The 23524-nt window shown below is 61.3% G+C and carries 23 protein-coding genes; 9 read left to right on the top strand and 14 right to left on the bottom strand.

Annotation, left to right across the window (positions count from 1 at the left end):
* Positions 1-22: 22 nt before the first annotated feature.
* Positions 23-802: an acetolactate decarboxylase gene (gene budA, locus ACMGGK_RS05880; RefSeq protein WP_004936416.1), complete on the bottom strand. Its 780-nt coding sequence runs from the start codon at positions 800-802 to the stop codon at positions 23-25.
* A 451-nt stretch (positions 803-1253) separates the two neighbouring features.
* On the opposite strand from budA, the gene ACMGGK_RS05875 reads away from it, so the two are divergent.
* The gene (locus tag ACMGGK_RS05875) at positions 1254-2156 is read left to right on the top strand and encodes a LysR family transcriptional regulator (RefSeq protein WP_151254460.1); all 903 of its coding nucleotides are present in this window, start codon (positions 1254-1256) and stop codon (positions 2154-2156) included.
* On the opposite strand, the gene eutC is transcribed toward ACMGGK_RS05875, so the two are convergent.
* On the bottom strand, positions 2135-2926 hold the full coding sequence (gene eutC, locus ACMGGK_RS05870; protein WP_206194860.1) for an ethanolamine ammonia-lyase subunit EutC: 792 nt from the start codon (positions 2924-2926) through the stop codon (positions 2135-2137). The genes ACMGGK_RS05875 and eutC overlap by 22 nt on opposite strands.
* On the bottom strand, positions 2923-4308 hold the full coding sequence (locus ACMGGK_RS05865; RefSeq protein ID WP_420276754.1) for an ethanolamine ammonia-lyase subunit EutB: 1386 nt from the start codon (positions 4306-4308) through the stop codon (positions 2923-2925). Before ACMGGK_RS05865 ends, eutC begins: the two co-directional genes overlap by 4 nt.
* A 159-nt stretch (positions 4309-4467) precedes the next feature.
* On the opposite strand from ACMGGK_RS05865, the gene ACMGGK_RS05860 reads away from it, so the two are divergent.
* Together ACMGGK_RS05860 and ACMGGK_RS05855 are read left to right on the top strand one after the other, a co-directional pair.
* Entirely contained in the window at positions 4468-5016 is a 549-nt protein-coding gene (locus ACMGGK_RS05860; RefSeq protein WP_049299538.1) for a nucleotidyltransferase family protein, read from the top strand.
* 52 nt (positions 5017-5068) lie between these two features.
* The gene (locus ACMGGK_RS05855) at positions 5069-5536 is read left to right on the top strand and encodes a FlxA-like family protein (RefSeq protein ID WP_239043730.1); all 468 of its coding nucleotides are present in this window, start codon (positions 5069-5071) and stop codon (positions 5534-5536) included.
* A 1-nt stretch (position 5537) separates the two neighbouring features.
* Here the strand turns inward: ACMGGK_RS05855 and ACMGGK_RS05850 are convergent, their stop codons facing one another.
* On the bottom strand, positions 5538-6458 hold the full coding sequence (locus ACMGGK_RS05850; RefSeq protein WP_016926791.1) for a LysR family transcriptional regulator: 921 nt from the start codon (positions 6456-6458) through the stop codon (positions 5538-5540).
* A gap of 96 nt (positions 6459-6554) precedes the next feature.
* Here ACMGGK_RS05850 and ACMGGK_RS05845 point away from each other — a divergent pair, with 96 nt between their 5' ends.
* Positions 6555-7547: a bile acid:sodium symporter family protein gene (locus tag ACMGGK_RS05845; protein WP_049299539.1), complete on the top strand. Its 993-nt coding sequence runs from the start codon at positions 6555-6557 to the stop codon at positions 7545-7547.
* A gap of 26 nt (positions 7548-7573) precedes the next feature.
* Here the strand turns inward: ACMGGK_RS05845 and ACMGGK_RS05840 are convergent, their stop codons facing one another.
* The 3 genes from ACMGGK_RS05840 to zipA all read right to left on the bottom strand — a co-directional run bounded on the left by ACMGGK_RS05840 (position 7574) and on the right by zipA (position 10915).
* Positions 7574-7789, bottom strand: coding sequence for a DUF3820 family protein (locus tag ACMGGK_RS05840; protein WP_004936441.1), 216 nt, complete (start codon positions 7787-7789; stop codon positions 7574-7576).
* Positions 7789-9810: an NAD-dependent DNA ligase LigA gene (ligA, locus tag ACMGGK_RS05835; RefSeq protein WP_115436371.1), complete on the bottom strand. Its 2022-nt coding sequence runs from the start codon at positions 9808-9810 to the stop codon at positions 7789-7791. The genes ACMGGK_RS05840 and ligA overlap by 1 nt, the downstream gene beginning before the upstream one ends.
* A 79-nt stretch (positions 9811-9889) precedes the next feature.
* Positions 9890-10915 carry a cell division protein ZipA gene (zipA, locus tag ACMGGK_RS05830; protein WP_420276753.1) on the bottom strand — a complete coding sequence of 342 codons (1026 nt, stop codon included), beginning with the start codon at positions 10913-10915 and terminating at the stop codon, positions 9890-9892.
* Between the two features lie 221 nt (positions 10916-11136).
* Here zipA and cysZ point away from each other — a divergent pair, with 221 nt between their 5' ends.
* From cysZ to crr, 5 genes are all read left to right on the top strand, one after another.
* Positions 11137-11895 (top strand): sulfate transporter CysZ, encoded by a 759-nt coding sequence (gene cysZ / locus ACMGGK_RS05825; RefSeq protein WP_033639704.1) that lies wholly within the window; start codon positions 11137-11139, stop codon positions 11893-11895.
* A 185-nt stretch (positions 11896-12080) separates the two neighbouring features.
* A complete protein-coding gene (gene cysK, locus ACMGGK_RS05820; protein WP_016926786.1) occupies positions 12081-13049 on the top strand; it encodes a cysteine synthase A in 969 nt (322 codons plus the stop codon).
* A gap of 399 nt (positions 13050-13448) precedes the next feature.
* On the top strand, positions 13449-13706 hold the full coding sequence (ptsH, locus tag ACMGGK_RS05815; protein ID WP_004936458.1) for a phosphocarrier protein Hpr: 258 nt from the start codon (positions 13449-13451) through the stop codon (positions 13704-13706).
* Positions 13707-13752: 46 nt separating this feature from the next.
* Positions 13753-15480, top strand: a complete 1728-nt coding sequence (gene ptsI / locus ACMGGK_RS05810; protein WP_015378671.1) for a phosphoenolpyruvate-protein phosphotransferase PtsI — start codon at positions 13753-13755, stop codon at positions 15478-15480.
* Positions 15481-15529: 49 nt separating this feature from the next.
* On the top strand, positions 15530-16039 hold the full coding sequence (gene crr, locus ACMGGK_RS05805; protein WP_004936467.1) for a PTS glucose transporter subunit IIA: 510 nt from the start codon (positions 15530-15532) through the stop codon (positions 16037-16039).
* A 298-nt stretch (positions 16040-16337) separates the two neighbouring features.
* Here the strand turns inward: crr and ACMGGK_RS05800 are convergent, their stop codons facing one another.
* The 7 genes from ACMGGK_RS05800 to ACMGGK_RS05770 form a co-directional block, all read right to left on the bottom strand.
* Positions 16338-17657, bottom strand: a complete 1320-nt coding sequence (locus ACMGGK_RS05800) for an ATP-binding protein (RefSeq protein WP_143778433.1) — start codon at positions 17655-17657, stop codon at positions 16338-16340.
* Positions 17658-17663: 6 nt separating this feature from the next.
* On the bottom strand, positions 17664-18344 hold the full coding sequence (locus tag ACMGGK_RS05795; protein WP_016926783.1) for a response regulator transcription factor: 681 nt from the start codon (positions 18342-18344) through the stop codon (positions 17664-17666).
* A gap of 252 nt (positions 18345-18596) precedes the next feature.
* Complete coding sequence (gene cysM, locus ACMGGK_RS05790) at positions 18597-19478, bottom strand: cysteine synthase CysM (RefSeq protein WP_028127766.1); 882 nt, start codon at positions 19476-19478, stop codon at positions 18597-18599.
* Positions 19479-19559: 81 nt separating this feature from the next.
* Positions 19560-20648 (bottom strand): sulfate/thiosulfate ABC transporter ATP-binding protein CysA, encoded by a 1089-nt coding sequence (cysA, locus tag ACMGGK_RS05785; protein ID WP_025303786.1) that lies wholly within the window; start codon positions 20646-20648, stop codon positions 19560-19562.
* On the bottom strand, positions 20638-21513 hold the full coding sequence (gene cysW, locus ACMGGK_RS05780; RefSeq protein ID WP_164053723.1) for a sulfate/thiosulfate ABC transporter permease CysW: 876 nt from the start codon (positions 21511-21513) through the stop codon (positions 20638-20640). Before cysW ends, cysA begins: the two co-directional genes overlap by 11 nt.
* Positions 21513-22352, bottom strand: a complete 840-nt coding sequence (gene cysT / locus ACMGGK_RS05775; protein ID WP_004936486.1) for a sulfate/thiosulfate ABC transporter permease CysT — start codon at positions 22350-22352, stop codon at positions 21513-21515. Before cysT ends, cysW begins: the two co-directional genes overlap by 1 nt.
* Positions 22353-23375, bottom strand: a complete 1023-nt coding sequence (locus tag ACMGGK_RS05770; RefSeq protein WP_033632428.1) for a sulfate ABC transporter substrate-binding protein — start codon at positions 23373-23375, stop codon at positions 22353-22355. It lies immediately after the preceding gene.
* Positions 23376-23524: the final 149 nt, after the last annotated feature.

Raw genomic sequence — 23524 nt, 5'->3', positions numbered from 1 at the left:
CCTAAGAAAACGATCGCCGGGGTTAGCCCTCGGCGGAACGAATCGCGCGATCCAAATCCTCTGGGCAGAGGTTAGCGCGCAAGAAATCCGCATCATGCGGCAACTGAAGATTGAGACGGGTGATGACGCCGAACTGCAGGCGGCCATGATCGAGCTGGTAGTCCAGCACGTGGCCGCCGCCGCTGCGGTCGTCGGTAACGAAGTGTTCGTGATAGCCGGCCACGCCGATGCCCTGCATGTAATCCGGCGAGCGGAAACCGACCAGCGTGCCGCGCCGTTGATGAAACGAGAAGGTCGGCTGCTCTTCTATCGCTTCCAACATCGGGCGGTAGGGCCGCTCCTGGCGCGGCACGGTGCGGGTTTCCACGTGACTGAACTCACCGTCGACCCGTACCGCGCAGAACAGGTTCGGCGAGGCGACCTGTTCGTCGATGCACTGATGCAGTTGCGCCTTGGTAATCGGCCGGTCGAACTGTTGGCTGATGCTGGGCTGGAAAAAGGTGACGACGGCGAAAGGAGTTTTCTGTTGCAAACCGGCTGGGCGGGCGCTGCCGTCGGCGCGCAGCTGGTGTATTTCCTGGTCGAAAGCGATCAGTTCGCCGTCCAGGTGATTGAAGGTGCCGAGGCCGAAATCGCCGTGTTTGAGCAACTCGGCAATGGTGGTTTCACCCTCGTAGACCCCGTCGATGAGCGCGCTCATCAGCGAGATTTGATAGATTTCGCCCTCCCCGGCGTTGATCGACTGCCTGGCAAAACCCTGCGCCAAATGGCGCGCACAGGAACACCCGTGTTTTTCGTTCATGACTCACTCCTCCACCAGCGCGGGATCGCGATTCCGCGCGTTCAAAAGACCCACCGACGGCGGGCCAAGATGCCCCCTAAGGCGCGTTCATCAGTTGGAACGATTCAGCCTGAGGCGACAAAAAAACCGGCACGGCTGGCCGGCCGATATCCAGAACCCACGGCATGATGTGTGAAAGTAAAGGCTCACTAATCATTAATGCTGTGTCGGATATCAAATTGAACGGTTAATCTGGTGTTGGAGCGACAATCAACTCCGCAGGCGGCTCATGCAGCCTGGGAAAAACATCTGTTATTTAGTGCTAAGCGCCGCGAGGTTTATGCGTTTTTTCTCTATACGGCCGGGATGCGGCGGCGTTGAAGCCCGCCGTCAACCCGCAGCCAGAGTAGCCGCAGCGCCGCCGACAGAGAAGCGGGTATTCATAAGAAACGCTTTTGCATATAATGCAAAAATGAATGACGCCCGTTATGTTGAACATCTGCCGATCTTTCTCGACGTGGCCCGCCTGGGCAGCTTTTCCGCCGCCGCTCGCCGGCTGGGCATGGTGCCCTCCTCGCTGGTGCGCCATATCGACGCATTGGAAAGCGCGCTCGGCGCCGCGCTGTTCGTCCGCTCCACCCGTGGGCTGCTGCTGACCGACGCCGGCGAGCTGCTGCTAACGCGCGCCGCCGCGCTGATGGCGGACATTACCGGTATTCACGCCGAGCTGAGCGCGTTAAACGAAACGCCGCAGGGCACGCTGCGCATCAGCTGCCTGCCGACCTTCGGCAAAACCTATGTGCTGCCGCTGCTGCCGACGCTGGCGGAACGCCATCCGCAGCTGTCTGTCGATCTCGATCTGACCGAACGCCAGACCGATCCGACCCAGGAACGGCTGGACGCCGCCCTCCGCATCGGCGAACAGAAGGACAGCGCGCTATACGCCAGCCGTATCGCCACGCAACGCTGGGTGATGTGCGCCAGCCCCGCCTACGTCGCCCGCTATGGCCTGCCGAGCGATCTGGAAGCGTTGCCGCAGCATCGGCTGATCGCCCGCTACCACAAACAGCAGCCGGCCTGCTGGGCGCAGATCCTCGACGCGGCGCTGATGAGCCGCTGCACCATGGCGCTGCGCTGCGACGACTTCACCGCGCAGCGCCAGGCGGCGCTGCTCGGCCTCGGCATCGCCTTTCTGCCCAACTGGGTGGTGGGGCCAGACGTGCAGAATGGGCAACTGGTTCAGATGCTCGAAGATCCGCGCCATGAGCAGCAAGGCATCTATCTGCTGCGCCCGATGGCGAAGGTGTCCGCCCGGCTGGCGGCCTTCACCGCCCTGCTGCAGCAAACCCTCGGTCAGCCGCCCAATTGGGGGTAAAGCGGTGTCACCCGGTTGTGCAGCGCCGGATTGTCGCTCTCGTCCTTCAGCTCGATGCCGCTCAGCCGCCGCTGGAACGCCTGCTCCAGCAACCAGGCCAGACGGAACGCCGCCTGCGGGTAATCCAGCCCCTCCGGCCGCACGTTGGAGATGCAGTTACGCTCGGCGTCCGTTCTGCGCGCATTCGGCTCCCAGGTTAAATAAATGCCCAGGCTGTCCGGCGACGACAGCCCCGGCCGTTCGCCGATCAGCACCGCCACCGCCCGGGCCTGCAGGCATTCGCCGATCTCATCCCCCAGCGCCACCCGCGCCTGATGCGCCAGCACCACCGGCGTCACGCTCAATCCCAGCGTATCGAGATAAGGTCGCAGCGCCTGCAGCAGCGGCAGCGCCTGACGGTGCACCGCCTTGGAGGAGAGGCCGTCCGCCACCACCAGCAGCAGATCGACACGGCGCGATGGTAAGCCGAGCAGCAGGCTGCGGCTGTCCGGCGCCAATCGCCGCCCCAGATCCGGTCGGCGCAGGTAGGCGGCGCGGTCGGCGGCCTGGCTGTGCACCGCCAGCGTGGGCCAACCGGCCTCGTGCAAATCCGCCGCCAGCCGCTCGCTGTCGAAAGGCTGATGCACCGCGTCGCGCGCCTGGGCATGGGCCAGGCCGAAGCGCAGCAGCTCGTCGGTCGGCAGGCTGGCGCCGGTGCGCCCCAGCGCGATGCGCGCGTCGGTAAAGGCGCGCAGCGCGTTCCAACTGTTGACGTGAACCGGTTTGCTCATGTCCGTTCTCCCTGCAGCGCCAGCAACAACGGGTGATTGGCGGCGGCGTCGCGCAGCCGCCCGCGTTCGTCGGTGATGTTCATCGCCGCCAGCCAGGCGGCGAACTCCGGCGCATGCTTCAGCCCCAGCAGCTCGCGGATATAGAGCGCGTCATGGAACGAGGTGCTTTGGTAGTTGAGCATGATGTCGTCCGCGCCCGGCACGCCGATCAGGAACGTCAACCCGGCGGCGGCCAACAGCGTCAGCAGCGTGTCCATGTCGTCCTGATCGGCTTCGGCATGGTTGGTGTAGCAGACGTCGCAGCCCAGCGGCAGGCCGAGCAGCTTGCCGCAGAAGTGGTCCTCCAGCCCGGCGCGGATAATTTGCTTGCCGTCATACAGGTATTCGGGGCCGATAAACCCCACCACGGTGTTGATCAGCAGCGGCGAGAAATGGCGCGCCACCGCATAGGCGCGCGCCTCGCAGGTCTGCTGATCGACGCCGTGATGCGCGTTGGCCGACAGGCAACTGCCCTGCCCGGTTTCGAAATACATCACGTTATCGCCCAATGTGCCGCGCCTAAGGCTCAGCGCCGCCTGCTGCGCCTCCGCCAGCAGCGCCAGGCTGATGCCGAAACCACGGTTGGCCGTCTCGGTGCCGGCGATCGACTGAAACACCAGATCCACCGGCGCGCCGCGCTCCATCAGCCGCAGCGTGTTGGTCACATGGGTCAGCACGCAGGATTGGGTGGGAATGGCGAAGCGCTGGATCACCTCGTCCAGCATATAGTTGAGCTTTTCCAGCAGCGGCAGGCTGTCGCTGGCCGGGTTGATGCCGACCACCGCGTCGCCGCTGCCGTACAGCAGACCGTCCAGCATGCTGGCGGCGATGCCCTGCAGGCTGTCGGTCGGGTGATTGGGCTGCAGCCGCACGCTGAGGTGGCCCGGCAGACCGATCGTGTTGCGAAAGCGCGTCACCACTCGGCATTTCTTCGCCACCAGGATCAGATCCTGATTGCGCATGATCTTGCTTACCGCCGCCGCCATCTCCGGCGTAATGCCGGCGGCCACCTGCGCCAGCATGGCGCTGTCCGCCTGCTCGCTCAGCAGCCAGTCGCGAAAATCGCCGACCGTGAGGTGCGAGATGGGCTCAAAGGCGGCGGCGTCGTGGCTGTCGATGATCAGGCGCGTCACCTCGTCCTGTTCGTACGGCACCAGAGCCTGCTGCAGGAACGCCTTGAGCGGCACATCCGCCAGCGCGATGCGCGCCGCCATGCGCTCTTCGGCGCTTTCCGCCGCCACCTCCGCCAGATAATCGCCGGAACGCGCCGGCGATGCTTTCGCCATCAGCTGCCGCAGATCGCCAAAGCGATAGCCGCGTTGGCCCACCGTTGCCTGAAACATAGCCCCCTCCCTTGCCCTGCGTGACGAGATAACAGCCCTGCACCAAGTGTAGTCAGTGAAGCAAGAAAATTAATTTGCCTGCTATCGCCGCCATCGCGCTTTCCCCCATTTCACCCGTTGCCGCTTCGGGTTACAGTAGCCGCGAAAACAGGAGGGGTGATGGATCCGCAACGTCAAATTATCAACTGGCTGCAACAGGATAACGCACGCATGGCCGCCCTGCGCACCGTGCGCCGGCTCGGCCTGAATGACTGGTGCCTCGGCGCCGGCTTTGTGCGCAATCTGGTGTGGGATCGGCGCCATGGCTATACGGAGCCCACGCCGCTCAACGATATCGACGTGATCCACTTCGATGCGGAGCGTGCGGACGCTGAGCGCGATCGCATGCTGGAGGCGCGGCTGCAACAGTGGCTGCCGCGGCCTTGGTCGGTCAAGAACCAGGCGCGGATGCACCTGCGCGGCGGCCGGGCGCCTTACCGCGACAGCGAAGAGGCCATCAGCTTCTGGACCGAAGTGGAAACGGCGATCGGCGCGCGCCTGAACGCCGACGACAGCATCACGCTGGTGGCCCCCTTCGGGCTCGCGGCGCTGTTCGACGACACCATCACCTTCAACGCGAAAAACGGCGATCGCGCGGCCTATGCCCAGCGCGTGGTCGACAAAGGCTGGCTGCAGCGTTGGCCGCGTCTGCGGCAGGTAAAGATTTAGCCGCCGCTGCCGATACCCTGAACAGCGAGATCCAGACTCAGGGAGAGCAACCATGTCGACCACCATCACCATGATCGTACCGATCAAGAATACCGTCCCCGGCGTCAGCAACGTCTTCAGCGCGCCGGGCCATCAGGGCGAATTGCTGATGGCCAAGCCGGTCAACAACCAGCCGCAAGGCGGCAAGATGGAGAAAAACGAACGCGCCAACGGCAATGACGAACCGGTTAATCTCAACGAAAGCCGCGCCTCGGCGCGCATCAAGGCGCTGAACCGGCAGATTCAGGCGCTGCAGCAAAAGCTGGTGGAACTGAAGGACTCCAACGCCGATCCTAAGGAAATCGAAAAGCAGAAACAGCTGATCGAAGCGCAGATCAAGATGTTGCAAGCCGAGATCGCGCGCATCCAGAAAGAAGAAATGGAAAAGCAGCAGCAGGAGCAAATGGAAAAAGCCGCGGCGCGAGCCGGCGACGGCGTAAACCGCCCAACGCCGCTCAACGCGGTGGACGTCTATATCTGAGTCAATATTCCGCGTTTTCCCGCCGGCGCTGTTGCAGCAGCGCCGCCTGCTGACGCGCCACCTGCCAGATGGCCTCCGCCGCCGGCGTCAGCGAGCGGTTCTTGCGCCGCACCAGCATCAGCGCGCGGTTAATTTCCGGCACCAGCCGCCGTACCCGAAGCCGCCCCCCTTCCGGCAGCGGCAGCGCCAACGCCGGGAAAATGCTGATGCCGATCCCCTCCGCCACCATCGGGAACAGCGTCGCCGGATGGCCGATTTCCTGCACCACCTGCGCTTCCACCCCCTGCTGCCTCAGCGCGCTGTCGATCAGCGGCCGGCTGCCCGACGCATAATCCTGCAGCACCAGACGGCAGCCGTTCAATGCCGACCAACGTACCGCCTGCTGCGCAGCAAACGGGTGATCGTCGCGGCACAGCAACAGGAACGGTTCATGCAGCACCGCTTCGCACTCCAGATCCACCGCTTGCACCGGATCGACCACGATGCCGAAATCCACCTCGGCGTTACGCACGCTGTGCAGCACCTGCTGCTGCGCCTGATCGCGCAGCATGATGCGGATCTCCGGGTATTGGCGCTCGCCGGCGGCGATGCACTGCGGCATCAGATGGGCGGAAATGGTCTGGCTCGTCGCCACCCGCACCGTGCCGCTGCGCTGTACGCCAAAGCTGCGCGCATCCAGCAAAGCAGCCTGCAGTTCGTCCAGCAACCGTTCAACCCGGTTGGCCAGCCGCAGGCCGGCGTCGGTCAACACCACTTCACGCGTGGTGCGATCCAGCAAACGCACGCCGACCTCCGCCTCCAGCTCTTTCACGCTGTGGCTGACCGCCGATTGCGTCAGGCCGATCGCCTCGCCGGCGCGGCTGAAGCTGCCGTGGCGGGCGACAACGACGAACACCCGCAGCTGTTTGAGTGAGTAATTCATGTGTTTTATTCATAGATGAATTAAATAAATCAATTTAATTATTATATCCCCGCGCGGGAGAATAGCCCCATCGATTTTCTACCCGAGCGCATCGCCATGAGATTCCTGCCCGATCGTTTTACCCTGACGCTGATCGCCACCGTGCTGCTGGCGTCGTTCCTGCCGGCGCGCGGCGAGTTCGTCGGCTGGCTCAACGCCCTGACCATCGCCGCCATCGCCCTGCTGTTCTTCATGCACGGCGCCAAGCTGTCGCGCGAGGCCATCCTGGCCGGCAGCAACAACTGGCGGCTGCATCTGTGGGTGATGTTCAGCACCTTCATCATTTTTCCGGCGCTGGGGATGCTGTTCGCCTGGTGGGCGCCGATCGACGTCAGCCCTGAGCTGTACGCCGGTTTCATCTACCTGTGCATCCTGCCCGCCACCGTGCAGTCAGCCATCGCCTTCACCTCGCTGGCGGGCGGCAACGTGGCGGCGGCGGTGTGCAGCGCCTCCGCCTCCAGCCTGCTGGGGATCTTCGTGTCGCCGCTGTTGGTCGGCCTGCTGATGAACGTGCACGGCGATACCGGCAGCCTGCGGCAGGTGGGCTCGATCGTGCTGCAGCTGCTGGTGCCGTTCGTCGCCGGCCACCTGCTGCGGCCGCTGATCGGCGGTTGGATCGAGCGCCATCGCCCGCTTATCGGCAAAACCGACCAGACCTCGATTCTGCTGGTGGTGTACGCCGCCTTCAGCGAGGCGGTGACGCACGGCATCTGGCATCAGGTAGGGATGGGCTCACTGGCGTTTATCGTCGGCGGCAGCATCGTGCTGCTGGCGATCGTGCTGGTGGTGAACACTTACATGGCGCGCTGGCTGGGGTTCAGCAAAGCGGACGAAATCACCATCGTGTTCTGCGGATCGAAGAAGAGCCTGGCGAACGGCATTCCGATGGCCAATATCCTGTTCCCGGCGGCGACGGTGGGGATCATGGTGCTGCCGCTGATGGTGTTTCATCAGGTGCAGTTGATGACCTGCGCAGTGCTGGCCAAAAGGTATCAACGAAAGCAGCAGACGCAGCAGGCGGTGCCCAACGCGCAGGCGTCGCGCGGGTAAAAAAAGACGGGCCGAGGCCCGTCAGATCAGCTTTTCTTCAGCGGCTTGACCAGGTGGTCAAGCCCTTCGATTTTAATCGCCAGCGTCATCTCCATCAGCATGCCGAGCTTGCCTTTGGGGAATTCGCCCTTACGGGCGAACCACAGCAGGTACTCTTCGGGCAGGTCGATCAGCACCCGCCCCTGGTACTTGCCGAACGGCATCACGGTGTTGGCGATCTCCAGCAGGTTTTCCTTTTCCATCAGTCACCCAGCAGGCGGATCATTTCCGCTTCGTCGATCACGGCGATACCCAGCTCCTGCGCCTTCGCCAGCTTGGAGCCGGCCGCTTCGCCGGCGATCACCAGATCGGTTTTCTTCGACACGCTGCCGCTGACCTTGGCGCCCAGCGCCGTCAGGCGATCTTTGGCTTCGTCGCGCGACAGCTGGCTCAGCGAGCCGGTCAGCACCACGGTTTTGCCGGCGAACGGGCTGTCTATCTCTTCCGCTACCACCACCACGGGCGCCGGCCAGCGGATGCCGATCTCGGCGCCCACCAACTCGTTGATCACCTGCTGATTGAGCGCTTCATCGAGGAAATTGCGGGTGTGTTTGGCCACCACTTCGCCGACGTCCGGCACTTCTTTCAGCGCCTCGATATCGGCGGTGAACAGCTTCTCCAGCGAACCGAAATGCGCAGCCAGGTTGGCGGCGGTCGCTTCACCGACCTCGCGAATGCCGAGCGCATACAGGAAACGGGCGAAGGTGGTCTGCTTGGATTTCTCCAACGCGTTGACCAGATTCTGCGCCGATTTCGGCCCCATGCGATCCAGACCGGTCAGAATGCCGGCGGACAGGCGGAACAGATCGGCCGGGTTCTTCACGTACTCCTTGTCCACCAGCTGCTCGATGATCTTGTCACCCATGCCCTCGACGTCCAGCGCGCGACGGGAAACGAAGTGCTTCAACGCCTCTTTGCGCTGCGCGCCGCAGATCAGCCCGCCGGTACAGCGCGCCACGGCTTCGCCTTCCACGCGCTCAACGTCGGAGCCGCACACCGGACAGTGCAGCGGGAACACCACTTCGCGCGCATCCTGCGGCCGACGGTCTTCCAGCACCCCCACCACCTGCGGGATCACGTCGCCGGCGCGGCGCACGATCACCGTATCGCCGATGCGCAGCCCCAACCGCTCAATTTCATCGGCGTTGTGCAAGGTCGCATTGCTGACGGTCACCCCGGCCACCAGCACCGGCTCAAGGCGGGCCACCGGCGTAATCGCGCCGGTGCGGCCAACCTGAAACTCCACTTCGCGCACCACGGTGATCTGCTCCTGCGCCGGGAATTTGAACGCCGTCGCCCAGCGCGGCGCACGCGCCACGAAGCCCAGCGTTTCCTGCAGATCGATATCGTCAATCTTGATCACTACGCCGTCGATGTCGAAACCGAGCTGTGCGCGGTCCTGCTCGACCTGGCGATAGAACGCCAGCACTTCCTCGCTGCCGGTGCGGCGCTGGGCGCGATCGCTGACCGGCAGGCCCCAGGCCTTGAACTGCATCAGGCGCTCAAAGTGGCTGCGCGGCAGCTCGCCGCCTTCCAGCAGGCCGACGCCGTAGCAGAAGAAGGTCAGCGGGCGTTTGGCGGTAATGCGCGGATCGAGCTGGCGCAGCGAGCCGGCGGCGGCGTTGCGCGGGTTGGCGAATACCTTGCCGTCTTTGCGCCGCGCCTCTTCGTTCATCTGTTCAAAACCGGCCTGCGGCATGAACACTTCACCGCGCACTTCCAGCCGGCGCGGGATATTGTCGCCGGTCAGGCGCAACGGGATGGCGCGAATGGTGCGCACGTTGGTAGTGATGTTCTCGCCGGTGGTGCCGTCGCCGCGCGTCGCCGCGCGCACCAGTTCGCCGTCTTCATACAGCAGGCTGACCGCCAGGCCATCCAGCTTCAGTTCGCAGCAGAAGGTCAGCGGATCGCTGCTTTTGAGCCTGTCCTGCACGCGCTTGTAAAACGCCAGGAAGCTTTCTTCGTCGAATACGTTGTCCAGCGACAGCATCGGCACTTCGTGACGCACCTGGTCGAACGCCGCCAGCGGCGCCGCGCCCACGCGCTGGGTCGGTGAATCGGCGGTGATCAGTTCCGGATGCGCGCTCTCCAGCTCGCGCAGTTCGCGCATCAGGCGGTCATATTCCGCATCCGGCACTTCCGGCGCATCCAGTACATGATACTGGTATTCATGATGGCGCAGTGTGGCTCGTAGTTGATTGATTTGTTGGATTATCGATTCCATGGCTCACCATCAAAGATAAAAAACCCCCGGCTAGCGGGGGCTTTGTTGTTACGGATGTTCAGTGCGCGCGGCAACCCGGTCAGGCGTTGTTTTCCAACACTTCACGGATACGCGCTTTGTAGGTTTCCAGCTTCTGCGGCGTCATCATGCGGCGCTCGTCGTCCAGCACCACGCCGCCCACGTCGTCGGCGATGCGCTGCGCCGACTGCAGCATCAGCTTGAAGTTCTGATTGGCGTCGCCATAAGACGGCACCATCATGAACATCGACACGCCCGGCGTGGAGAAGTCGGACATCATGTCAGGATCGAACGACCCCGGCTTGACCATGTTCGCCAGGCTGAACAGCACCGGGCCGCTGCCGGCCGGGCTGATATGGCGGTGGAAGATGCCCCTCTCGCCAAACTGGAAGCCCGCTTGCAACACGCTCTGCAGCAGCACTTCGCCGCCGATCACGCCGCCCTGATGGGCCGCGACATGCAGCACCAGCACGGTCTCTTTCAGTTTAGCCTGAACTGGCGCAGCGGCCGGCTGTTGCGGCTGCGGTGCAGGTTCCGACGCAGGCTTGACTTCCGGCGCTGGCTGCACAGGGGCGGGTTCGGCGTGGAATGCCGGTTCCGCCGCCAGCGGCGCCTCATGTTCATGCGGCAGATCGTCAACGCGCGGCTCGCGGCGCGCGGCCGGTTGCGATTGCTGCGGCTCGGCCGGTTCTTCGTCCGGCGCGTAGTTGTTCAGCAGGATGTCATCATACTCCGGCCGCTGAGACAGCGGAGGCGGCGTCTGATGAGCGGCCGGCTGAACGGCGCGGGGCGCAGGCGCAGCCGCCGGAGCGGGCTTCGGCGCGGCCACGGGTTCTTCGCGTGCGGCATCGAAATGGCCGAATGACGGCTCGTCTTGCGGGTGAGCGGCGCGTACGCGCACCTCACCGACGCCTTCTTCGAGATCGTCGATCGGAGTTTGTTCACGTTCCTTTTGGGAACGTTTGGCTGGGCGATCGCGGAAGAGCGCTGACCGTTCTTTGCGACTGGTCCACAGACCGTGCAATAACAGCGCTATTATGGCGATCGCGCCAACAACGATTAATATCAGACGCAAATCCTGCATCATTGCTATCTCTGTTGTTCCAATACATTGCCACCGCGGCAAACATTCACTCTTTAACTCTATTTGCCCGCGCACACAAGTGCAAGTCCGTGCTGAACTTTATGCCAATAAAGATGATTATACTGCCTTTTTCTGCTGGTTTTTCAGCCAACCCTACCCTAGCCAGTGGAAAATCATCCCTATATGATAATGATGCCTGTTCAGACAACGAGATAACTTAAGATATGTCCTATACGCAGCCCCCTCCCCGATCGACCAGCGGCATTCACTATTTCGCCGAAGGCTGGCGCCTGATTTCACGCCCGGGGATTAAACGCTATGTGGTCCTGCCGTTGCTGGTCAACGTGCTGCTGATGGGTTCCGCTTTCTGGTGGCTGTTCAGCCGCCTCGGCGACTGGATCCCGGCGATGATGAGCCACGTTCCCGACTGGCTGCAATGGTTGAGCTACCTGCTGTGGCCGCTGGCGGTCATTTCGGTGCTGCTGGTGTTCAGCTATCTGTTCAGCACCATCACCAATCTGATCGCCGCGCCGTTCTGCGGTCTGCTGGCCGAACAGCTCGAAGGCAGCCTGACCGGCAAACCGCTGCCGGACACCGGCCTGCTCGGCATCGCCAAAGATCTGCCGCGCATCATGGCGCGCGAATGGCGCAAACTGATGTATTACCTGCCGCGCGCGCTGCTGCTGCTGGCGCTGTACTTCGTGCCCGGCATCGGCCAGACGGTGGCGCCGGTGCTGTGGTTCCTGTTCAGCGCCTGGATGCTGGCGATTCAGTATTGCGACTATCCGTTCGATAACCACAAGGTGAGCTTTGCCGACATGCGCCGCGCACTGCGCCAGCACAAAACCGACAACCTGCAGTTCGGCGCGCTGGTCAGCCTGTTCACCATGATCCCGATCCTCAACCTGGTGATCCTGCCGGTCGCCGTCTGCGGCGCCACCGCGATGTGGGTCGATCGCTACCGCTCGCAATTCGTCCGATAACCGCCGTTTTTTGCCGCCGACAGCGCGGAAATTTTCGACAGGGCGCGCATTTCGCGCCCTTATCATTGTGCTTAAAACTTATTTCCTAATAACATATAGATATACCAATTCTTTACTTCCCTGCCGGTACTGTTAGCGTATGCTTTCGATGTTCCCCACATTTTCATAGAGTTAAAGGACGGGCTATGAGCAAGATATATGAAGACAACTCATTAACAATCGGCCATACGCCGCTGGTTCGTCTGAACCGTATCGGCAACGGACGCATTCTGGCCAAGGTTGAATCACGCAACCCGAGCTTCAGCGTCAAATGCCGCATCGGTGCCAATATGATTTGGGATGCGGAACAACGCGGTGTGCTGACCGCCGGCAAGGAACTGGTGGAGCCGACCAGCGGCAACACCGGCATCGCGCTGGCCTTCGTCGCCGCCGCGCGCGGTTACAAGCTGACGCTGACCATGCCGGAAACCATGAGCATCGAACGCCGCAAGCTGCTCAAGGCACTGGGCGCCAATCTGGTGCTGACCGAAGGGGCGAAAGGCATGAAAGGCGCCATCGCCAAAGCGGAGGAGATCGTCGCCACCGATCCAAACCGTTACCTGATCCTGCAACAATTCAGCAACCCGGCCAACCCGGCCATCCATGAAAAAACCACCGGCCCGGAAATCTGGGAAGACACCGATGGGGAAGTCGACGTGTTCATCTCCGGCGTCGGCACCGGCGGCACATTGACCGGCGTCAGCCGCTACATCAAGAACACCAAAGGCAAGGCCATCACCACCGTGGCGGTCGAGCCGACCGACTCGCCGGTCATCAGCCAGGCACTGGCCGGTGAAGAGCTGAAACCGGGCCCGCACAAGATCCAGGGCATCGGCGCCGGCTTCATACCGGGCAACCTCGATCTTGACCTGGTGGATCGCGTCGAAAAAATCTCCAACGACGAAGCCATCAGCATGGCACGCCGCCTGATGGACGAAGAAGGCATCCTGGCAGGCATCTCCTCCGGCGCAGCGGTCGCAGCGGCGGTAAAACTGGCCGAAGAACCGGCGTTCGCCGACAAGACCATTGTGGTCATCCTGCCCTCTTCCGGCGAACGTTATCTCAGCACCGCGCTGTTCGCCGATCTGTTCACCGAGCAGGAATTGCAGCAGTAATTCCGCCACTGCACAAATCGCTAAAAAAGCACCCTGCGGGGTGCTTTTTTGTGGACTGGATCAAACTTTATAGCAGTCCAAGATTGCTTTTGCCCGTCGCCTTTAGTATTTAACGGTGCATTATTTCGATGCGCAAAATTAATCACTCTCCGAGCCTGGTCGAGGCTGAATCGATTTACTCATCTGTCGCCGACGCGGCGAATCGGGCATAATGGGGAGCGGATTGGAACGACGTCTAAAGCCGAGTTTTTTGATCTGAAGTGCCTAACGCGTCGTTTTCTGTTGCATCAACGTTCGCCCCTGTCCATAGTCAGGCGCTATAACCAGACAAGTTAAAGTCAGGCCCCTGGGCTAAACTTTAACTCCACAACATTAATCCAATAAGTTGGGGAAACATCAATGTTCCAGCAAGAAGTTACTATTACCGCTCCGAATGGTCTGCATACTCGCCCTGCCGCTCAGTTCGTTAAAGAAGCCAAAGGCTTCACGTCTGACATCACCGTGACCTCCAACGGCAAAAGCGCCAGCGCTAAAAGCCTGTTCAAACTGCAAACTCTGGGGCTGACTCAAGGGACCGTAGTGACCATCTCAGCTGAAGGTGAAGACGAGCAGAAAGCCGTTGAGCACTTGGTAAAACTGATGGCAGAGCTTGAGTAATCGGCCCGTCTTTTTAGTTAACACCAGTCAAGAGTAAGGTAGGGTTATGATTTCAGGCATTTTAGTATCACCGGGCATCGCTTTTGGTAAGGCTCTCTTGCTGAAAGAAGACGACATCGTCATCAACCGGAAGAAAATCTCTGCTGATCAAGTAGAGCAGGAAGTCTCGCGTTTTCTGGCTGGCCGCGCGAAAGCGTCCGAACAGCTGGAAGCGATCAAGACCAAAGCTGGCGAAACCTTCGGCGAAGAGAAGGAAGCTATCTTCGAAGGCCACATCATGTTGCTGGAAGACGAAGAGCTTGAGCAGGAAATCATAGCCCTAATCAAAGACGATCTGGCCTCCGCAGACGCCGCCGCCTACACCGTGATCGAAGGTCAGGCGAAAGCGCTGGAAGAGCTGGACGACGAATACCTGAAAGAACGCGCCGCCGACGTGCGCGACATCGGCAAACGCCTGCTGCAGAACATTCTGGGCATGCCGATCGTCGATCTGGGTTCCATTCAGGACGAAGTGATCCTGGTGGCCACCGATCTGACCCCGTCCGAGACCGCGCAGCTGAACCTGGACAAAGTGCTGGGCTTCATCACCGATCTCGGCGGCCGCACCTCCCACACCTCTATCATGGCGCGCTCCCTGGAGCTGCCGGCGATCGTCGGCACCAGCGACGTGACCAAGCAGGTGAAGAACGACGACTACCTGATTCTGGATGCGGTTAACAACAAAATTTACGTTAACCCGACCGCTGATGTGATCGATCAGCTGAAAGCCGCCCAGAACCAATACATCACCGAGAAAAACGATCTGGCCAAGCTGAAGGACCTGCCGGCGATTACGCTGGACGGCCATCAGGTTGAAGTCTGCGCCAACATCGGCACCGTGCGCGACGTCGCGGGTGCAGAGCGCAACGGCGCGGAAGGCGTCGGCCTGTATCGTACCGAATTCCTGTTCATGGATCGCGACTCGCTGCCGACCGAAGACGAGCAGTTCCAGGCTTATAAAGCCGTGGCGGAAGCCATGGGCTCGCAGGCTGTGATCGTCCGCACCATGGACATCGGCGGCGACAAAGACCTGCCGTACATGAACCTGCCGAAGGAAGAGAACCCGTTCCTCGGCTGGCGCGCCATCCGCATCGCGATGGACCGCCGTGAAATCCTGCACGCCCAGCTGCGCGCCATCCTGCGCGCCTCGGCGTTCGGCAAACTGCGCATCATGTTCCCGATGATCATCTCCGTGGAAGAAGTGCGCGATCTGAAAGGCGAAATCGAGACGCTGAAGGCGCAACTGCGCGAAGAAGGCAAGGCGTTTGACGAGAGCATCGAAGTGGGCGTGATGGTGGAAACACCGGCTGCGGCGGTCATCGCTCACCACCTGGCGAAAGAAGTCGACTTCTTTAGTATTGGGACAAACGATCTAACCCAGTATACTCTGGCGGTAGATCGCGGCAACGAGCTGATTTCTCATCTCTATAACCCGATGTCCCCATCAGTGCTTGGCCTGATCAAACAGGTTATTGATGCATCTCACGCGGAAGGCAAGTGGACCGGCATGTGCGGCGAACTGGCTGGCGATGAGCGTGCTACACTGTTGTTATTGGGCATGGGGCTGGATGAGTTCAGCATGAGTGCGATTTCAATCCCGCGCATCAAGAAAATTATTCGTAACACGAATTTCGAAGATGTGAAGGCGTTGGCAGCGCAGGCCTTGGCACAGCCAACGGCACAAGACCTGATGAATTGCGTCAATAAATTCATCGAAGAAAAAACGCTCTGCTAAACTTCCACGACACTGGAACGCCGCCCAATTTAATGCTTAGGAGAAGATCATGGGTTTGTTCGATAAACTGAAATCTCTGGTTTCTGATGACAAGAAAGACACGGGCACTATCGAGATCGTCGCTCCCCTTTCTGGCGAAATCGTCAATATCGAAGATGTGCCGGACGTAGTGTTCGCTGAAAAAATCGTTGGCGACGGTATCGCCATCAAACCGGCCGGCAACAAAATGGTTGCTCCGGTTGACGGCACCATCGGCAAGATTTTCGAAACCAACCATGCATTCTCTATCGAATCCGACAGCGGCATTGAGCTGTTCGTCCACTTCGGCATCGATACCGTAGAACTGAAAGGCGAAGGCTTCAAACGCATCGCCGAAGAAGGCCAGCGCGTCAAGAAAGGCGACGTCGTTATCGAGTTCAACCTGCCACTGCTGGAAGAGAAAGCCAAGTCTACCCTGACGCCGGTCGTTATCTCCAACATGGACGAGATCAAAGAGTTGATCAAACTGTCGGGCAGCGTGACCGTTGGCGAAACCCCGATCATCCGCATCAAGAAGTAATCGCGGATGAGCAAGAAAAACGGCGCCCTCGGCGCCGTTTTTTTATCCCCTTCGTCTTTCGAACCGCAGCGTTGTTGGCCGCACGTGCTCACCCCGGTCACTTACCGGAGTAAGCTCCCGGAGATTCCCCCGCTTGCCGCCTAGCTGCAATTCGAAATCCTTTGGGTATGCCGCGGATAATAGACGTTATCGGCGCAGGCAGTTTGAACATGGACAGCGCGCAACCTTCGGAGCGTACACGCAGTACGTGACGAAGGCGAGCACTGCCCTAGTTCAAAATGGCAAGTAAGATAGTCTATTATTGCCAGCGCGGGATACGCAGGGTAATGACCAGCCCCTCTTTGTCGCCGTTGCGCGCCTCAACCTGGCCACCGTGCGCCAACACCACCTTGCGGGTAATCGCCAGCCCCAGGCCGTAGCCCTTGCCCGACTGCGCCGACTTCACGCGCACGAACGGATCGAAGATGCTCGACAGCTTCGCCTCTTCGACCCCCGGCCCCTGATCGCTGACGGCGATCTGGAACTGGTTATCGACGCGCGACAGCGCCACCGTCACCCGCTGCCCGTGGATGGAAAAGCGCAGCGCATTGCGCACGATGTTGTCCACCGCGCGCCGCATCAGCTCCGCATTGCCCTTGACGGTATACTCCACGTCCGATTCGGCCTGCAGCACGATATCCACGCCGGGCACCTGCGCCTCGTAGCGCGCATCGCTCACCACCGCATCCACCAGGCCGTACAGATCGAAATACTCTTCGTCCGGCAGGCTGCTGTGTTCGGTACGCGACAGCGCCAGCAGCTCGCCGATCATTTTGTCCAGCCGCCCCGACTCATGTTCGATGCGCTTGAGTGAGGTTTCGACGTTGCCGGCATTCTGTCGCGCCAGTCCGATCGCCAGCTGCAGGCGCGCCAGCGGTGAACGCAGCTCGTGCGAGACGTCGTGCAACAGCTGCTCGCGGGCGCTGACCAACAGCTCCAGGCGTTCGGCCATAGTGTCGAAATCGCGCGCCACGTCGGACAGCTCGTCATGGCGGCGCCGCATCGTCGGAAACAGCCGCACCGAGAGATCGCCCTGCGCCACCCGATCCAGGCCGCCACGCAGCTGACGCATCGGCCGGGTCAGGTTCCAGGCCAGCACGGCGCTGAACAGCAAACCGCCCAGCCCGCCGACCCACAGCATCGGCGCAGGAATGTTGAAGAAGTGGGAACGCCGCTCCGGCCGATACTCTTCCCGCAGCCCGCGCACGTCATAGCTCAGCCAGTAACCCTGCCCTTCCCCGGTCTGCACCCAGGCGGAAATCGCTTTCGGCATCCGCCGCCCTTCAAACACCGATTCTTCCGGTGCAGGCGGCGGTTGGGTCATTGGCGTCACCGACAGCAGACGCCGATCGTCCTCGGGCCAGTCGCGCATCAAGGCTTCCAGCGCCGGCATGCCGCCGCGGCGCAACTGAGCGGCGGCCGAGGTCAGCTGCAGGCCGATGACCCGCCGCGCCATGGCGTTCTCCGGCGGCACATAGCGATCGCCATAGAGAGAAAACGCCACCCACAGCGCCTGCGTCATGATGAGAAAGGTCAGCCAAAAGCCGAGTAAAATTTTCCAGAACAGTCTTCCACGCATGTCAGGTTACCGAATGCGATAGCCGATGCTGCGCACCGTCTCGATGCTGAGCTTACTGCCGGCCAGCGCGCTCAGCTTCTGGCGGATATTGCTGATATGCACGTCCACGCTGCGATCATAGGCCTCGCGCGGGCGCCCCAGCCCCTTCTCGGACAGTTCGTCCTTCGATACCACGCGATCCGGCGCGCGCAGCAACAGCTCCAACAGATTGAATTCCGAAGCGGTCAGATCAAACGCCTTACCGCGCCATTCGCTGCTGCGGGTTGAAGGGTTCAGCGTCAGCTCGCCGAAGCTGATGGCGGCCTCCTCGTCCGCCTCTTGCGGCCGCTCTTCGAAACGGCGCAGCACCGCGCGCAGACGCGCCACCAATTCGCGCGGGTAGCACGGTTTGGGCATGTAATCGTCAGCGCCCATCTCCAGGCCAATCACCCGATCGATGTTGTCGCCTTTGGCGGTCAGCATGATGATCGGCAGCCGGCTCTTTTTACGCACATCGCGCAGCACGTCGATGCCGCTCATGTCCGGCAGCATGATGTCGAGGATCATCGCGGTATAGTCGCCCGACAGCGCGCCCTCAACCCCCGCCTTGCCGGTCAGCACCAGCGTGGCGTCGAAGCCTTCGCCCGTCAGGTATTCGCTCAGCATGGTGCCAAGCTCCAGGTCATCGTCGACCAGTAAAATTTTCATGCCTTGCTCCTTCACCGATTTTCGTTATTTTCCCGCCAATTCCGCCGGCCCGCAGCCGGTTTTACTCAATCCTTACACATCGCTCTTTGCGTCTCGCCACCGTTATTGTGGTCGCTGCCGCGCAATTTCTCTACTTCAGTCATGGCATTGGCGCACGAGCAAGCGGCAGCTACCACGCAAGCGGGGCTGCCGTCTGTCGGAAGGAAAGTGGGAAAGATTCTCCCGACGGAACACACCGCCGGGAAGGAGCGATCAGTCGAACACGCCGGTAGAGAGGTAACGGTCGCCGCGATCGCAGACGATCGCCACCACCACGCTGCCAGGATGGGCCGCCGCGATGCGCAAGGCGCCGGCTACGGCACCGCCGGAGCTGACGCCGCAGAAAATGCCTTCACGCTGCGCCAACTGGCGCATGGTCTGCTCGGCATCGCCCTGTTCGATATCCAACACCTGATCCACCAGCTCCGGGCGGAAAATCCCCGGCAGGTAAGCGGGCGACCAACGGCGAATGCCGGGGATGCTGCTGCCCTCCGCAGGCTGCAGGCCGACGATCTGCACCTGCGGGTTCTGGCTTTTCAGATAACCGCCCACGCCGGTAATGGTGCCGGTGGTGCCCATGCTGGAAACGAAGTGCGTGATGCGCCCTTCGGTCTGGCGCCAGATCTCCGGGCCGGTGGTGGTGAAGTGGGCATAGGGATTGTCGAGATTGTTAAACTGATCCAGCACCTTGCCCTGCCCCTGGCGCTGCATCTCCAGCGCCAGATCGCGCGCCCCTTCCATCCCCTGCTCACGGCTGACCAGGATCAGTTCCGCACCGTAGGCGCGCATCGCCGCCTGCCGCTCCAGGCTCATGTTCTCCGGCATCAGCAGCTTCAGCGCATAGCCTTTCAATGCAGCGATCATCGCCAGTGCAATGCCGGTGTTGCCGCTGGTAGCCTCGATCAGCACGTCGCCGGGCTTGATCTCCCCGCGCAGCTCCGCCTGCTGGATCATCGCCAACGCGGCGCGATCCTTCACCGATCCCGCCGGGTTATTGCCTTCCAGTTTGACCCATACCTCGCTGCCCGCCTGGGCGGCCAGCCGTTGCAGTTGTACCAGCGGGGTATTCCCGATGCATTGTTCGAGCGTTGTCACGATCTTTGCCTGTGTGTTGGTGTGCGTAAAGTAAAAAGGCAACCCCGGGGTTGCCTTGAAGAAAAGGACGGCTAAAACCTATCAGGCGCTTTTGGCTAACGCAACAGGTTGCAGCAGTTGATCGCCGGCATACAGCCGCGCATTGAGGCTGCCGACGTAATAACGGCCGCCGCGCACCGGCGTGGCGTTGCCTTCCGGCAACACTATGCTTATCGGTTCCTGATGCCAGCCGATCGGCTGCACCGTCAGTTGCCAGAAATGGCCGCGCGGGCTGACTTCCAATACCTGAACCGGCAGTGGGCAGCGCTCGCTGCTCTCGGTCGCCACTTCCATTTCCCACGGGCGCAGGAACAGATCGACGCTGCCCTGGTGCATCGGCTGGAACGACAGCGGCCACTGGTGCGCGCCGACGAACAGCTGGGAGCCGCGAATTTCGCCGTTCAGACGGTTCACTTCCCCCATAAACTCCAGCACGAAACGGCTGGCCGGCTCGCGCATAATCTCCTCCGGCGAGCCAACCTGTTCAATATTGCCCTGGCTCATCACCACGATGCGGTCGGCCACTTCCATCGCCTCTTCCTGATCGTGGGTGACGAATACGCTGGTGAACTTCAGCTCTTCGTGCAGCTGGCGCAGCCAGCGACGCAGCTCTTTACGCACCTGCGCATCCAGCGCGCCAAACGGCTCGTCCAGCAGCAGAATTTGCGGTTCCACCGCCAGGGCGCGCGCCAGCGCCACGCGTTGTTTCTGGCCGCCGGACAGCTGCGACGGGTAGCGATTGGCCAAATGGCCAAGCTGCACCATGTCCAGCAACTGAGTGACTTTCTGTTTGATCGCCGCAGCGTTCGGCCGCTCGCGGCGCGGCAGCACGGTCAGGCCAAAGGCGATATTGTCGAACACCGTCATGTGGCGGAACAGCGCATAGTGCTGAAACACGAAGCCGACACGTCTGTCGCGCGCATGCATGTGGCTGACGTCGGTGCCGTGAAAACCCAGCTTGCCGCCGCTCTGGCTTTCCAGCCCGGCGATGATGCGCAGCAGCGTGGTCTTGCCGGAACCGGATGGCCCAAGCAGCGCCACCATCTCGCCGGAAGCAATATCGAGCGAGATATCGTTCAATACCTTGGTGCGACCGAAGTACTTGTTGATGCCGTTAATCTCAATGCTCATGATTTTCCTCCCGCTCAAGACGCGCATTTTGACGTTCCAGACGCCACTGCAGCGCGCTCTTCAAAAATAGGGTAACGATCGCCATCAGGGTCAGCAGCGCGGCAGCGGTAAAAGCGCCGACGGTGTTGTAATCCTGCTGCAACAGCTCGACCTGCAGCGGCAAACTGTAGGTTTCGCCGCGAATCGAACCGGACACCACCGACACCGCGCCGAACTCGCCGATGGCGCGCGCGTTGGTCAGCACCACGCCGTACAGCAACGCCCAGCGAATGTTGGGCAGCGTCACGCGGCGGAACATCTGCCAACCGGACGCCCCCAGCAGAATGGCGGCCTCATCTTCCTGGCTGCCCTGGCTGAGCATCATCGGCACCAGCTCGCGCACCACGAAAGGACAGGTGACGAAGATGGTCACCAGCACCATGCCCGGCCAGGAGAACATGATCTGGATGTTATGCGCATCCAGCCAGCCGCCCAGCAGGCCGTTGCTGCCGTAAAACAGCAGATAAATCAGCCCCGCCACCACCGGTGAAACGGCGAACGGGATGTCGATCAGCGTCAGCAGCAGCTGGCGGCCGGGGAAGGTGAAACGCGTCACCAGCCACGCCAGCAACGTGCCGAACACCAGGTTGAACGGCACGGTGATCAGCGCGATCAAGACCGTCAGCCAGATGGCGTGCAGCATGTCCGGATCGAGCAAATTGCTCCACATCGCGCCGAATCCTTTGGAAAAGGCCTCGGCGAAAATCGACATCATCGGCACCACCAGCAGCAGCGCCGAAAACAGCGTACCGATAGCGATCAGCGTCCACTTGCCCCAGTTGACGCGCGGGCGCTCGGCGCCGTTGAAGGCGGAAATATCAGCCATCAGTGCCCTCCTCCCAAACGTCTGCCGAAGCGGCTTTGCAAGACGTTAATGCTGAACAGCAGCAGCAGCGATGCCGCCAGGATCACCGAGGCGATGGCGCTGGCCGCCGGGTAGTCGAACTCCTGCAAACGCACAAAAATCATCAGCGAGGTCACTTCCGTCTTCCAGGCGATGTTGCCGGCGATGAAAATCACCGCGCCAAACTCGCCCAGGCTGCGGGTAAAGGAAATGGCGGTGCCGGCCAGCAGCGCCGGCGCCACTTCAGGCAGCACGACGCGGCGAAAACTCTGCCAGCGCGTGGCGCCCAGCGTCTCGGCCGCCTCTTCGTACTCCGGCCCCAGCTCTTCCAAAACCGGCTGCACGGTGCGCACCACAAACGGCAGGCTGGTGAACGCCATCGCCACCGCGATCCCAAGCCAGGTGAAGGTGACCTTAATGTCAAAGTGCGCCAGCCACTGACCGTACCAGCCCGTGGTGGAAAACAGACCGGCCAGCGTCAGGCCGGCCACCGCCGTCGGCAGCGCGAACGGCAAATCGATCAGGCCGTCCAGCAGCGAACGGCCGGGAAAACGGTAGCGCGTCAAGATCCAGGCCATCAGCATGCCGAACACCGCGTTGAACAGGCTGGCGACGCCGGCGGCCAACAGCGTCACTTTGTACGCCGCCACCACCTGCGGGTTGGAAATCACTTCCCAGTACTGCGCCAGGCTCATCTGCGCCAGCTGCATCACCAGCGCACTGAGCGGCAGCAGCAAGATCAAACAGGTATAAAACAGGCTGCTGCCGAGGCTGAGGCCAAATCCGGGCAGCACCCGCTTACTGGACGACAACGCCAACATTTACTTGCGCCCTGCCGCTAACAGCTGATCCAGCTCGCCGCCGGTGGCGAAGTGGGTTTTCATCACCTGCGGCCAGCCGCCGAACTGGTCTTCCACCCGGAACAGTTGGGTGTCCGGGAATTGCCCCTTCGCGGCAGCCATCGCTTTCTGGTCATAGACGCGGTAGTAGAAGCTGGTGATCACCTGCTGTGCCGCCGGGCTGTAGAGGTAGTTCAGATAGGCTTTGGCCGCCTGCTCGGTGCCGTTGCGCTCTACATTTTTGTCGACCCAGGCCACCGGGAACTCCGCCAGAATATCGACCGGCGGCACGATCACTTCGTACTTGTCTTCACCGTATTGCTTGCGGATATTGTTCACTTCGGACTCGAAGCTGATCAGCACGTCGCCCAAACCGCGCTCGACGAAGGTGGTGGTCGCGCCGCGGCCGCCGGTATCGAACACCAGCACATTTTTCAGGAAGCGGGTCATGAAGGCGCGGGTCTTGGCCGCATCGTTGCCGTCAGCCTGGCTGGCGGCGCCCCAGGCGGCCAGATAGGTGTAACGGCCGTTGCCGGAGGTTTTCGGGTTCGGGAACACCAGTTTCACGTCGTCGCGCACCAGATCGTTCCAGGTGTGGATACCCTTCGGGTTGTCCTTGCGCACCAGAAACGCCATGGTGGAATAGAACGGCGAGCTGTTGTTCGGCAGGCGCGCCTGCCAGTCAGCCGGGATCAGCTGCCCGCGATCGTGCAGGATCTGCACGTCGGTGACCTGGTTGTAGGTCACTACGTCGGCCCGCAGGCCCTGCAGGATCGCCAGCGCCTGCTTCGACGAGCCGGCGTGCGATTGTTTGATGGTCAACTTGTCGTTCGGATGCTGTTGATTCCACTGCTGTTCAAAGCCGGGATTCAGCGCGACGAACAATTCACGGGAAACGTCATAAGAGCTGTTCAGCAATTCCGCCGCCGACGCGGCGCCGCTCGCCAACAGCGCAGCCGCCAGCCAACCTTTCAGCACGAGATTTTTAACCCGGTTTTGTTTCATTCTGCACCTTATCACTGAGTCATTCCTTCAGGCTTTCGCCTTATTGACGACCAGTGTATTTATAACTCGGTGCGGAGCTGTAACGCTTTTATATACCGTTTAGTGATTTACAAGCATCAAACGCTATAAGGCAGGGAATGCGAGGCGTT

It is taken from the genome of Serratia sp. BNK-33-b (assembly GCF_048684565.1).
In the GTDB taxonomy this organism is placed as follows: domain Bacteria; phylum Pseudomonadota; class Gammaproteobacteria; order Enterobacterales; family Enterobacteriaceae; genus Serratia; species Serratia marcescens.
Note: the sequence above shows the minus strand (reverse complement) of the source record. Positions and strands in the feature narration are given on the sequence as shown.